Raw genomic sequence first — 12,395 nt, forward strand, 5'->3', positions numbered from 1 at the left:
TGTCGTTGGTCTCTGTATGTTCAACATCTCACTTCATTAACTTACCAGTATCAACTCCGAGCGTTTTTGTGAGAGAGTTAATCTTCTCCTTACTCTTCCTGATGGTATCCATAATGATTTTCTCTTCCCTCTCCACTGCGTTTTTTAAAAGAGGAGCCACAGTCTCCGGAGAGTCGCTTTTTAAGGTTATTGTCTTCATGTTGGCACATAAGTTACTGGGAACAAATTTATGCCCTTGAAAGCTCGTATTTTACGTGTAAAAGCCTGTCCAGCATTACATGGTGTGACGCATCGAGGATTTCAATACCTACAATGCATCTATCATTGGCACAAATCTCTTGGAACGTAACCTACCAAAAAGGCTGAAAGCTAAAATGCTCGTCATTGCCTATCTATATAAGTTCTAATCGTTGTGTATTACCCATCAACAATCTCCCAATGCCCGCCTTTATCGGGACCGATGCGTTTGAGAATCCCCTTTTTTCTAAGTCTGGTTATATGATATTTTATTCCATCATCAGTTATTCCAATAAGTTCAGCCAGTTCTTTTTGAGTGATATCTGATTTCTTAGCGATAGCTTCTATAATTTTCTGGGTAGTTTTCTGGGTAATATCTTTCCCCGCTTTAAGAGAATACCTTGAATCACGGTAAAAAATGACCCGAAAGAACGCATCCATTTCAAACACAGGTTCTTTCAGTCCGGCCTCGCGCATAAGCTCTCTCATACGCTCGATACCAGAACCCATACGCTCAACTTTACCCATGCGATGGAACAGATCGGCAATAATCGGATTTCTTCTTACAGATGGCTTGCCGAAATCCCGCTTTGTAATTCCATCAGGCAATCCGCCGGGGTTTTCTATTTCCACGCGATCATCAAATATTCTTACATAAATACTTGTTCCGTTAATCGTATAATTCCTGTGGACTATAGCATTAACAACTGCCTCCCTTAAGGCGTCTAAAGGAATCTCATAAATGTCAAAGCGGTCAAAACCCCGAATTTCACTGCGAACGTTTAAATGTTTCTTTAAAAATGCAACGGCTCCATTAAACTGGGTTAAGAGGTCGTCTTTCACATCATTTCTGTCATAAATATTCGTTTTATCCGTTCCCTTAAAAGATGCAAAGATGCTTTCTGCGAGGGATGAACTTTTCAACTTTGGAAGAAAACATTAAAGCCCCTGTATTGTTGATTTTGTCTTTCCTGTAAATGCTCAGACTTGTGAGAAAGGAGGCAAGATTTGCCTTGCTGACCTTGTAAGACATATTTGCTTCACGCAAAAATGATTTAACTTTCATAAGCGAAATATCCTTAAGGCTTAAATCTCTGCAAGGGATATCCTCAAAGGAGATATTATCGGTTTCACGAAAAAGAGACCGCACCTCCCGATGAGTCATCTTCTGTGTCACTGCGTCAAGCCGTCTGTAATAACCGGAAGATGAACCATAAGGCTTTTCATCTCCCTCGGCAACCTCAACAACAACGATATTTCCCTCTTGATGGATTTTCTTAATGTGAATTGACGGATCACAGTTCCTGGCAATAGCATTTATTTCTGCTTTCATTTTATTGGTCAGTTTCTCACCAACAACCTTTCCTCTATCATCAATACCGAGAAGCAATAAACCGCCTTTTGAATTGGCAAAGGCGACAATATCACGGTCAATCTTTGGCGTGTATCTCTCCTTAAACTCAACCGTTAAGCCTTCGCCTTCTTTAATCAGAATGTTTATCTTGTCAGCATCTGTCATTGGATATCTCCCCATCTTCAGCAGTTCAACCAATAAAAACAGTCTTTAACCCTTTATCGTTGGTAAATTCTGCCTGTCTTTTATCAGAGGTAATAAATGTCAGCGCTATTCCTGTTGATTCCTGAAATAGCAGCGCCGAGGCTATGTGGATAGCATCAAGGGTTCGCGCACTTGAATGCAATAGAATTTCCTCAGTCCTCCTTAATACATCGTCTGTAAGTCTGACTATTTCAAGATACGGCAAGTCTTTTTTCACGCGGTTCACTAACCTGTCAAAGGTCTTATCATCTATCTCTTTCCCTTGCCTTCGCCTTGAGAAGGCTGAAAAACACTCGCTCGTAAGAATGGCGGATGCAAGGAGTCTGTTTTCTTTGACCAGTTTCCTTACCTTGTCCGACCCCTCTTCCTTCAGGAATATCTTCAGATATGCGCTTGTATCAATATATATCCAGGGCGGGTTCATTTAAAACCTCTCTTCCCTTCCCTCTATGATGGTTTCGGATAAAGGCTTTCCTGTAATCGCAATAGTCCTGCCAAGCGGCAACTTCCCTTTAACAGCCCTTCGCAATATTCCCCGATCTTCCAAACTTTTGATCTTATCGTCCGGCGTCCCCTCTTTCATGATCGGCTTGATAACGGCAACAGGGTTTCCCCTCTCCGTTATAACAACCTCCTGCCCTTCTCTGACTAACTTCAGATATTTTGAAAAGTGCATATTTGCTTCCCTTAATCCAACTTGCAGCATATCAGTCCTCCTTTTGTAGTTATGTTACTACAATTTATCTGTTTATACCTTCTGTGTCAATTTGTTTTTAAAGACCTTCAGGGCATTTCATTTATAGCGGTGTGCGCCACAACTATCATAATCTATTTACGATTATATAACTTTCCATCTGATAGTAAACAGTTCTGTTTGTTCAATCTTCTGCTTCAACCCCGCCTCAATTTCTTTAATTAATTGGTTTTTTTTATTATCCACGTCATCCTGTGTCTGATACAAATTTAAACGCATGGTGTTTCGTTTCTTTTCCATTTCCTTTATCTGCCTATGTGCCATTACGCTACATAACAAAATTTGGTCTTCAGTTTCAAACGAATGAATTGTTAAGTTAATTACAGATAACCAGCCGGGAGCATTCCCGTTTTTTTGTAACCGTTAATGATGGGGTCAGGACGAAACAACCCAGACAGGGTTTGTAACCTAGTCAGTGTTGTTTTTTCCTGACCTCATGAACGGTTACCAGGTTTGTAACCCGGCAGGAATCACGGCTGGATAACGAAAAATTATTGACACTGTGGGATGTTATGAATTATATTTTGCATTAGTAAAAATATTTTTAATATTTCATTCTGCAAAATCTCTGATGACAAAAATACAAACAGCCAAACTTCTTTTAATTTTAGTATCCATTGCATTCTGTTTATCGAATGCCACTATGGGCAAGATTATCACACACGAACATGAACTTCATTTTGAACACGGTACTGTTCATGTTCATCATACCACCGGAGATCATGGCCCAGGAGAAACTGACCATAAAGACGCAAAGGATATTTTGTCTTTCGATTATTTACCTGCAAACCATTCCAATTCCGCCAAGACGATTCACGCCATTAAACCATGTTTGTTTTCTCGTTTTTCACTTCAACCAGATGACCTATTTATCTGCATTTCTTCAAAGAATTTCCATTTCTTATCTTTCCGCCAATCTTCTTCCTCCAATAAAATATACCAACTCAATTCTGCTTATCTTATCTAAACAATTCGTATTACCACATTTCCCTTTGTTCGCAAATTTGTTTTCTTTCGGAAAATAGCGTCATTTTCATCGACTTTATTTTTCTATAAGGAAGCATCATCGACAAACAGGTCGCTCCTATGGAGCTTTGATTGATTTAATCAATTTCCGTTATTACAAACAGTTCGTCCCTACGGGACTTTTACAAACAAATTATCCTTTTAGCTCCATCAGGAGCATACTGTTTGTAGTAGATAGAGATTATATTCCATACAGTTGGTTAGCTCCGTAGGAGCGGCCTGTTTATTCTCTTATTGTTCATGCTTTGTCTTTTACCCGGTCAACATAAAAAGGTCTCATGCCATAAATAGGAGTAATAAAATGAATTTTCTTAAAATTTTAAGTATTGCAATTCATCTGTTTATCGTTACGCATTTTGCAATATCTTTCAATACCACTTTAGTGATTGCTTCTGATTTGGAATTCAAACAGAAAGAAAAACATCTAACCATTGAAGACGCTGTAAATATTGCAATCAATAATAACCCCATCATTATGTCAAAGAAACATACCGTAGGTGCTGCCCAAGGAAAGATAAAACAGGCTCAATTAATGCCAAATCCGGAGATTACGCTGTTAACAGAAGAGATACCCACAGAAGAAATAGGGTTAAATCAAAGCCAAAATATGGTTTCATTATCGCAAAAATTAGAGATTGGCGGCAAAAGAGGACTAAGAACAGATGTGGCAAAAAAGGAAAAAAATATCCTAAGCTTTGATGTACAAACTACCATCTGGAATATTACAGCACAGACGAAAAAGGCATTCTTTGATCTTCTCACAGCGCAAGACGAATTAAACCTTGCAAAAAAGACCGTTGAAATAGCAATGAGCTTGAAAAACCTGTCAGACAAAAAGTTTAAAGTTGGTGATATATCAAAGTTGGGAGTTCTTAAGGCGGAAGTTGAATTATCCAACGCAAAAACAACTGTAGTCGAAGCTGAAAGGAATATGTTTAATGCAACTAAGAGATTGCAAACTGTTATGGGGACAACAGGGGCTCCTTTACAAAAGCTTGTTCCTATTCCTGTTACCGATGCGCCGCTTCTCAAATTGGAAAAACTAGAGGAGTTATCATTAAAAAATTATCCTGAGTTACAAGCGCAAAAAAGTATTGTCAACCTTTCGTTATTAAAGGTTAAAGAGGCAAAAAGAAAAATGATCCCGGATATTGATGTATCTATAGGATATAAGCGTCTTTCAGCAACAGATGACGATACAATCCAGGCTGGAATAAGCCTTCCTTTACCTTTTTTCAATAGAAACCAGGGCAATATTATCGAGGCAAAAGAATTGTCACACAAGTCAAAAGATGATGAGGCCGCCGCTAGAAACAAATTATTACTTCAATTGGACAATGCTTATTCTATGTACGCTTCAACTCGTGAACTGGTTCGTTCTTTTATTGACACGATAGTCCCACAGGCTGAAGAATCTTTGAAGATGTCAAAACAGGGATATGAACATGGTGAGTTTGATTTCCTTGAAGTATTAGATGCCCAACGAACATTGGTGACCGCAAATGTTTCATATTTAAAGGCTTTAAACGATCTTTTTACTTCAATAACAGAAATTGAAAGACTTGTCGGAGTTAAGATTTCTGATATTAAATAATTTCATATTTACCACTTAAATTACTGAAAAATTAAAAACCTTTTTTACACAAGGATACTTACATGCTAAGAACGTTCTTTATGAATAAAATAATCATTTCATTCGTCATCGTTGCAGGCTTATTAGCGGGCTGTAATGATGACAATCATAAACACGTTGATGCCGAACACGGTCATTTGCACGGAGACGAAGTACATACAGACGTAGAGCCTGAACCGCTTGCTTACACCCTCTACACAGACAAAATGGAACTGTTTGTAGAGTTTAAACCTTTGATCGTAGGGAAAACCTCAAAGTTTGCTGCACACTTTACCCGATTAGGAGAAAATTTCAAAGCAGTAACAGAAGGTTCCGTAACAGTCCGCCTGATCGGAAACGAGAGGCCATTAACGGATAAAGCCGAAAAACCATCATCTCCGGGCATATTCCGATTGGCTTTGAATCCTGAAAAACCCGGCACATATCAGTTGGTCTTTGACATCCGTACTAAGGAATTTTCCGACAAAATCATGATAGAAAACATCACTGTTTACCCTGACGCAAAAACCGCACTGTTACATCAACAGGAACAAACAATCAACGAAGAAATTGTTTACCTGAAAGAGCAGGCATGGAAGATAGATTTTGCCAATAGGGAAGTAAAAAGACAGCCCTTTACAGAAATAATCAAAACCACAGGACAAATCTTGCCTGCACGGGGAGACGAGATAACTATAACAGCAAAAAGCAGCGGTATCATAACATTCGGAAACAATAAAAAACTGATCGGTTCTGCTGTAAATGTAGGCGAAACATTATTTGTAATTTCAGGAGCCGGTTTAACAGAAGGTAATTTAGACACGAAATACAAAGAAGCAAAAAATAACTATGAAAAAAGTAAAATAGATTTTGAAAGAGCCACAGAGTTGGCGAAAGACAATATCATTTCACAAAAACACTTTCAGGAAACACAACTCCAATACAAAAATGCCCAAACCACTTTTAATACTATTGAAACCAACTACACTGCTGGTGGACACAAAATCAAGTCGCCAATACAAGGGTATATAAAAAATGTGGTGATAAGCGAAGGAGAGCATGTTGGAATCGGGCAACTCATCGCCATCGTTTTCCAAAACCGCAAACTCATTTTAAAAGCCGAAGTGCCTCAAAAGCATTTCTCAAAACTCAACAGTATTTCATCAGCGAATTTCATAACTGCCTATGACAGTAAAATATACCGCACTGACAGCTTAAACGGCAAGCTCGTTTCATATGGAAAAAGTGCCGACAACAACGCTTATTATATTCCGGTAAACTTTGAGATTGACAATAATGGTGAAATCATTCCTGGTTCATTCGTAGAGGTGCTTCTAAAAACCAATGTAATTAGAGATGCTTTAGTAATTCCTTATTCAGCGCTCATAGAGGAACAGGGAAATTACTTTGCATATGTGCAAACATCGGGTGAGGGATTTCAAAAGCGTGAATTAAAAACCGGAGTCAATGATGGTATGAATGTACAGGTATTAGCAGGTATAAAGGAAGGCGAAAGAGTTGTCACTAAAGGAGCCTACCAAATAAAATTAGCAACAATGTCAGGTAAAATGCCTGCTCATGGACACGAACACTGATAAAATTTTGAATTTTAAATTAAGGACAATTTCAATGAAAAAGGACAATATAATACTTGAGAAAACCTTTGATTTTGCTTTAAGCATTATCGAGCTGTATAAAAAAATGACTGAACAAAAGGAATATGTTTTGTCGAAACAAATTCTCCGGAGTGGAACAAGTATTGGTGCAAATATAGAAGAGGCGATTGCAGCACATTCAAGAAAAGATTTTGCAGCTAAAATGATACTTGCATCAAAGGAAGCAAGAGAGACCCGATACTGGTTAAGGTTACTTCAAAAGAGCCAGTTGGTTAAATTAGAATTTACAACTCAATTAAATGACATTGAAACTATAATCAACATTATTACTGCTATTGTAAAAACTACCCAGAGGAAATCTTGAATTATGAATGTTAAATTTTAAACAAAAAATAAACAGTCAGTAAATTAAAATTTAAAATCTAAAATCCAAAATCCAAAATCTAAAATTTCTACCATGTTAAATAAAATTATACAATACGCCCTAAATAATCGCTTAATGATTATGGCAGCCTCAGCACTGCTTTTAATAGCTGGCATTTATACGGCATCCATAATGGAAGTTGATGTATTTCCTGACCTTACTGCGCCAACGGTAGTAGTGTTAACCGAAGCGCACGGAATGGCTCCGGAAGAAGTCGAAAAATTAGTAACCTTTCAAATTGAAACGTCAGTCAATGGCGCCACCAATGTACGCAGGGTAAGGTCATCATCTGCCGCAGGAATATCAATTGTTTGGATAGAGTTTGAGTGGGGAACAGATATTTTTAAGGCACGACAAATCGTTAGTGAAAAACTGACAATCATTGCAGAAAAGCTACCACTGGGAGTCGGAAACCCTACAATGGCCCCTCAATCATCCATCATGGGTGAAATTATGCTTATCGGTTTATCATCGGAAAATACAACACCAATGGATTTAAGAACCATTGCCGACTGGAATATCCGGCCCAGGTTATTGGCGACAGGAGGCGTGTCGCAGGTTATTGTAATTGGCGGAGAATACAAGCAATACCAAATACTTGCCTCTCCTCAAAAAATGAAACATTACAACATTTCTTTAAACGAATTGCTGAGGGCAAGTAAAGAAAGCAATCTTAATGCCTCAGGCGGTTTTATGAACGAATATGGCAACGAATACATCATAAGAGGTGTTGGAAGAACAAACAGCGTGGAAGAAATAGGCAATGCAGTAATCAAGGTTGTTGCTAATGTGCCGGTAAAAATAGAGGATGTTGCAGAGGTTAAAATAGGCGGAGCAATCCCTAAAATCGGGGACGGTTCACTCAAAGCAAGTCCGGCAATTATTATGACCGTAGCAAAACAGCCGGGAACCAACACCCTGGAACTCACAAAAAAAATTGATAATGCTATTACAGAGATTGCCAAAACCCTGCCTTCCGACATCAAAATCAACACCAATATATTTCGTCAGGCGGATTTTATTCAGGCTTCCATAAGTAATATTCAAAAAGCGCTAATTGAAGGTTCTGTCTTTGTAGTTATCATTATGTTCTTGTTCTTAATGAACTTCCGAACCACCATTATATCCCTGATTGCTATTCCCCTTTCACTTATCGTTTCCATTATCACCCTTAAATTTTTGGGATTAACCATCAATACCATGTCTCTTGGCGGAATGGCAATAGCCATCGGCTCATTGGTAGACGATGCTGTTATTGATGTGGAAAACGTCTTTAAACGTCTAAAGGAAAATGCACAAAAAAATAATGAAGCACGAGAAAGTACACTTGTTGTAGTTTATGATGCCTCAAAAGAGATTCGCTCATCAATCCTTAATGCGACCCTTATCATTATTGTTGCTTTTATCCCCTTGTTTTTTCTTGGCGGGATGGAGGGAAGAATGTTGCGGCCTCTGGGGATCTCCTTTATCGTTTCTCTGTTTGCATCCCTGATTGTTGCGGTAACACTCACCCCTGTGCTTTGCAGTTTTATGCTTACCAACGACAAAATGCTTTTAAAGCAGGCAAAAGGCAGTTGGCTGGAAAGAGGGCTTCACCGATATTATAATTCCGCATTAGGAAAGGTAATGAAAATTAAAAAGACATTACTTGGGATATCCATCGTGTTGTTCATTATGGCGATTTTTCTAATGTTTGGTTTGGGACGGAGTTTCTTGCCTGAATTTAACGAAGGCACTTTAACGGTAAATGCTGTCAGTATGCCGGGCATATCACTCGAAGAATCAAATAAAATTGGAAACAAGATTGAAAATATCCTACTGTCGGTGCCAGAAATTTCAATTACTTCACGCAGAACGGGAAGAGCCGAATTAGATGAACATGCACAAGGTGTAAATGCCGCTGAAATTGATGCTCCCTTTGTTTTGGCGGAAAGAAGCAAGGATGAATTTATGAAGGAAGTTCGAAAGAAATTAAGTGCTGTCTCTGAAGCGAACATCACCATCGGGCAACCCATAGGACACCGTATTGACCATATGCTTTCAGGCACAAGAGCCAACATTGCCATTAAGCTTTTCGGAACAGACTTATCCAAAATGTTTTCTGTTGCTAATCAGATAGAGCGCACCATTGAAGGCATAGACGGACTTGTGGATATTAGCGTGGAACAGCAGATTGAAATTCCGCAAGTACAAATAAAAGCGAAACGGAATATGCTGGCTAAATATGGTATTTCAATAGGTCAATTTGCCGAATTCATTGATGTTGCCCTTGCAGGCGAAAAGGTATCTCAGGTTTTTGAGAGAAACAAAAGTTTTGATTTGGTATTACGATTTAATGATGAAAACAGGGGCAAAATAGAAAATATCCGCAACGTCTTAATTGATACCAATATCAATCCAAACCAACAATCCAAAATTCAAAATTCAACATCCAAAATCCCTTTACATTATATAGCTGATATTGTTTCAACAACAGGCCCCAACACCATTAACCGGGAAAATGTACAACGGAAAATTGTGGTTTCAGCCAATGTGGCCGGACGTGATTTAAAAAGCGTAGTAAACCAAATCAAAGAAAAAATAGATGATACTGTTCAGTTGCCGGAAAATTACCGCATTCAATATGGCGGACAATTTGAAAGCGAAGCAAAGGCATCAAAAATATTATTCTTCACCTTTTTAATGGCTTTATTCATCATATTCCTTTTGCTTTATCAGGAATTTAAAAATATCAGGCTTGCAGGCATTGTTTTTCTCAATTTGCCTTTGGCGCTGATAGGCGGCGTCTTAAGCATTTGGTTTACAGGAAAAATCATAAGTATTCCCTCTATCATCGGGTTTATTACACTGTTTGGAATAGCGACACGTAACGGGATATTATTGGTTTCACGCTATCAGACATTGCAGAGTCAAGGCGTTGCTTTGTATGAAACCGTCATTAAAGGCTCTTTAGACAGGCTAAACCCGATTCTCATGACTGCCTTAACTACCGCTTTGGCATTAATTCCATTGGCAATAACCGGCGACCTGCCAGGAAATGAAATACAAAGCCCAATGGCAATAGTGATATTAGGAGGTCTGCTCAGTTCCACCCTCTTAAACATCTTCATTATTCCTGCCGTTTACTACATTTCAAATGTGAGAAAAAAATGATGATGATACTTGATATTTAATGGTAAAATCCGAAGTCTTCAGTCTTCAGTCTGCGATTTTGTACGATTGATGATTGCCGGGTGAGAGGGTGGGTGGGAAAGGATACATCCGGATGAATGGAAGGATGAGTCTCGATGGGAGCATTCCCGATTTTTTGTAAGTGTTCATGGAGTTGGGGCAAAACAACCCTGACAGGGTTTGAAACCCTGTCAGGGTTAACATACTGTACGTTTTATTAAAACATGGCGGAAGTCACAAAAAATCGGGAATGCTCCCAGTCTCGATACAAATATTGCTGAAAAGACCTGTCACAAAATTACAAGGACGTTTCCCACCGTATTGACCTTGTAATAACAGAAGTTCTCTTCACTACGAGAAACATATCCCGTAATGCGGAACAATCGCCAATGCTTTTTTCTCATTTATAAAACACGCTTACTTACCGGTAAAGCAATAGTGGGCAATCAGTATGTCTCATTACCCTTGTAGTCGTGCTGCCCAAAATCATTTCTTGTAGTTTGGAATGTCCATACGCGCCCATCACTAACAAATCGCAGTTGTCTTTACATGCATCCTGTATACCCTTTGCATGATCTTTTCCTTCTATTGGAACAATGTTTGGTGTGAGGTTAAGACCATCGAGAAAAGTTTTTGCTTTGGATAAGATTTGCAAGGCTTTTTCCCTGGTATCATCAACACATAGTAACGTCATATTTAATTCCATGAGTTGTGCCATCTCCGCCCCTATCGCTAATGCCTTATCTGCAAACAGGCTCCCGTCGTATGCAATTAGCATGTTACGAAAGGGTTTAAATCCAGCAGGCGTTATAAGTACGGGCTTATGTGTTTTCCGCACAACGAATTCTACGTTTGAACCAAGAAAGACATCCAGCCATTCAGCGTGAACCCCCTTTTTCCCCATAACAATCAAATCATAATTTGCCGATGATTTTACAATTTCATGATTTACAATGCCTTCTTGTATTTCACGGGTAAATGGTACTCCCGCTTGTATGCACTTCCCTTCTACCTGATTCAAAGCTGCGTCTGCCTTAGAATCAAGCATTTCCCTGACCGTTTGATTAAACGTCCCATAGGGAACCATACCGCCAATGCTTGTGCCAATGTCATGAATCAAAGGACCCGCCAGAATTTTAATATCTTTCACAAATAGTCCATGCACACTCCCATCATTTGTTTTCGCGATACTCACGGCATAATCTGCTGCGGCAAGGCTATTATCGGAACCATCAGTAGGAACTATAATTTGTTTTAACATAGATAACCTTGATAAAAAAATTTATATTATTTGCCACTAATTACGTCATTAGGGCATTTTACAAAGCACAGAAGCAATGTGATTATTACGTTGTGATAAATTTTTGTCAAGTTAAAATATGACTTAAAAATTGATAACACTTTATTTTTTAAAAAATTCCAATAATCGCAGTGTAAGGGCGAAGCATTTGCTGTAAATTGTCATAAGTGCGTTTATACCCAAAACGGGCAAATGCTTCGCCCCTACTTTTTCAAAAAAATAAAGTGTTATAAAGATGGTGAAATATATTTTCCACCACCATCTTTAGCATCTGAATGAATGTCAAAGAAATTCAGACACTCTTCAAGCCCTCATTAAATGCTAATATCGCTCCAGGAAGGCATATTCATTTGTTGTGTTTTATTTCTTATTTTTGTGGTTAATTTAGGCTTGACATTATGTGCTGCAGGTATATAATTTTTATCGATTTTTATTTATTTCTGATTGTCGGATTTAACCTATTTTATAAGCGGGAGAAAGTAATAAAATGATTTTAGAGGCTAATCATTCCACAGATAACCAGTCAAAGAAAACTGAGCGTTTATCATTTATCAAAGAGAGATATAAGAAGTTAGTACTTGAGCCAAGAAAAGAAATTGAATTCGAAATTGAAAGATCTCTTGATGATGAAGATGGCGCAGTAGAACCTGCGTAAACAGGCGATGTTATCCCACATACCATTTACATATACTTATTC

Annotated in this window: 13 protein-coding genes; 6 read left to right on the top strand and 7 right to left on the bottom strand. The window is 38.4% G+C overall.

From position 1 onward, the window contains the following. Positions 1–28 precede the first annotated feature (28 nt). The 6 genes from M5U24_RS16485 to M5U24_RS16510 form a co-directional block, all read right to left on the bottom strand. Positions 29–199: a hypothetical protein gene (locus tag M5U24_RS16485; RefSeq protein WP_164995065.1), complete on the bottom strand. Its 171-nt coding sequence runs from the start codon at positions 197–199 to the stop codon at positions 29–31. 218 nt (positions 200–417) lie between these two features. Then, positions 418–1,161 (bottom strand): ATP-binding protein, encoded by a 744-nt coding sequence (locus M5U24_RS16490; RefSeq protein WP_099326696.1) that lies wholly within the window; start codon positions 1,159–1,161, stop codon positions 418–420. Further along, a complete protein-coding gene (locus M5U24_RS16495; RefSeq protein WP_157820730.1) occupies positions 1,118–1,756 on the bottom strand; it encodes an RNA-binding domain-containing protein in 639 nt (212 codons plus the stop codon). Before M5U24_RS16495 ends, M5U24_RS16490 begins: the two co-directional genes overlap by 44 nt. Positions 1,757–1,781: 25 nt before the next feature. Continuing rightward, the gene (locus tag M5U24_RS16500; RefSeq protein ID WP_099326698.1) at positions 1,782–2,219 is read right to left on the bottom strand and encodes a type II toxin-antitoxin system VapC family toxin; all 438 of its coding nucleotides are present in this window, start codon (positions 2,217–2,219) and stop codon (positions 1,782–1,784) included. Beyond that, positions 2,220–2,501 (bottom strand): type II toxin-antitoxin system prevent-host-death family antitoxin, encoded by a 282-nt coding sequence (locus M5U24_RS16505; protein WP_099326699.1) that lies wholly within the window; start codon positions 2,499–2,501, stop codon positions 2,220–2,222. Between the two features lie 132 nt (positions 2,502–2,633). Further along, positions 2,634–2,789 (bottom strand): hypothetical protein, encoded by a 156-nt coding sequence (locus tag M5U24_RS16510; RefSeq protein WP_164995067.1) that lies wholly within the window; start codon positions 2,787–2,789, stop codon positions 2,634–2,636. 331 nt (positions 2,790–3,120) lie between these two features. Here M5U24_RS16510 and M5U24_RS16515 point away from each other — a divergent pair, with 331 nt between their 5' ends. The 5 genes from M5U24_RS16515 (at position 3,121) to M5U24_RS16535 (ending at position 10,380) form a co-directional block, all read left to right on the top strand. Further along, positions 3,121–3,516, top strand: coding sequence for a hypothetical protein (locus M5U24_RS16515; RefSeq protein ID WP_157820732.1), 396 nt, complete (start codon positions 3,121–3,123; stop codon positions 3,514–3,516). Positions 3,517–3,876: 360 nt separating this feature from the next. Then, positions 3,877–5,169 (top strand): TolC family protein, encoded by a 1,293-nt coding sequence (locus tag M5U24_RS16520; RefSeq protein ID WP_099326702.1) that lies wholly within the window; start codon positions 3,877–3,879, stop codon positions 5,167–5,169. Between the two features lie 80 nt (positions 5,170–5,249). Next, a complete protein-coding gene (locus M5U24_RS16525; RefSeq protein ID WP_157820733.1) occupies positions 5,250–6,782 on the top strand; it encodes an efflux RND transporter periplasmic adaptor subunit in 1,533 nt (510 codons plus the stop codon). Between the two features lie 34 nt (positions 6,783–6,816). Then, positions 6,817–7,167 carry a four helix bundle protein gene (locus M5U24_RS16530; protein ID WP_099326704.1) on the top strand — a complete coding sequence of 117 codons (351 nt, stop codon included), beginning with the start codon at positions 6,817–6,819 and terminating at the stop codon, positions 7,165–7,167. Between the two features lie 93 nt (positions 7,168–7,260). Beyond that, the gene (locus M5U24_RS16535; RefSeq protein WP_298203042.1) at positions 7,261–10,380 is read left to right on the top strand and encodes an efflux RND transporter permease subunit; all 3,120 of its coding nucleotides are present in this window, start codon (positions 7,261–7,263) and stop codon (positions 10,378–10,380) included. Positions 10,381–10,819: 439 nt separating this feature from the next. On the opposite strand, the gene M5U24_RS16540 is transcribed toward M5U24_RS16535, so the two are convergent. Further along, entirely contained in the window at positions 10,820–11,659 is an 840-nt protein-coding gene (locus M5U24_RS16540) for a universal stress protein (protein WP_099326706.1), read from the bottom strand. A 526-nt stretch (positions 11,660–12,185) separates the two neighbouring features. Between M5U24_RS16540 and M5U24_RS16545 the strand changes: the two genes are divergently transcribed. Next, positions 12,186–12,353 carry a hypothetical protein gene (locus M5U24_RS16545; RefSeq protein ID WP_157820734.1) on the top strand — a complete coding sequence of 56 codons (168 nt, stop codon included), beginning with the start codon at positions 12,186–12,188 and terminating at the stop codon, positions 12,351–12,353. Positions 12,354–12,395: the final 42 nt, after the last annotated feature.

Source organism: Candidatus Kuenenia sp. (assembly GCF_027493735.1).
In the GTDB taxonomy this organism is placed as follows: Bacteria; Planctomycetota; Brocadiia; order Brocadiales; family Brocadiaceae; genus Kuenenia; species Kuenenia stuttgartiensis_A.

Coding starts and splice junctions, on each gene's coding strand:
- M5U24_RS16485 (WP_164995065.1), bottom strand. CDS start 199: ATGAAGACAATAACCTTAAAAAGCGACTCTCCGGAGACTGTGGCTCCT.
- M5U24_RS16495 (WP_157820730.1), bottom strand. CDS start 1,756: ATGACAGATGCTGACAAGATAAACATTCTGATTAAAGAAGGCGAAGGC.
- M5U24_RS16500 (WP_099326698.1), bottom strand. CDS start 2,219: ATGAACCCGCCCTGGATATATATTGATACAAGCGCATATCTGAAGATA.
- M5U24_RS16505 (WP_099326699.1), bottom strand. CDS start 2,501: ATGCTGCAAGTTGGATTAAGGGAAGCAAATATGCACTTTTCAAAATAT.
- M5U24_RS16510 (WP_164995067.1), bottom strand. CDS start 2,789: ATGGAAAAGAAACGAAACACCATGCGTTTAAATTTGTATCAGACACAG.
- M5U24_RS16515 (WP_157820732.1), top strand. CDS start 3,121: ATGACAAAAATACAAACAGCCAAACTTCTTTTAATTTTAGTATCCATT.
- M5U24_RS16520 (WP_099326702.1), top strand. CDS start 3,877: ATGAATTTTCTTAAAATTTTAAGTATTGCAATTCATCTGTTTATCGTT.
- M5U24_RS16525 (WP_157820733.1), top strand. CDS start 5,250: ATGAATAAAATAATCATTTCATTCGTCATCGTTGCAGGCTTATTAGCG.
- M5U24_RS16530 (WP_099326704.1), top strand. CDS start 6,817: ATGAAAAAGGACAATATAATACTTGAGAAAACCTTTGATTTTGCTTTA.
- M5U24_RS16535 (WP_298203042.1), top strand. CDS start 7,261: ATGTTAAATAAAATTATACAATACGCCCTAAATAATCGCTTAATGATT.
- M5U24_RS16540 (WP_099326706.1), bottom strand. CDS start 11,659: ATGTTAAAACAAATTATAGTTCCTACTGATGGTTCCGATAATAGCCTT.
- M5U24_RS16545 (WP_157820734.1), top strand. CDS start 12,186: ATGATTTTAGAGGCTAATCATTCCACAGATAACCAGTCAAAGAAAACT.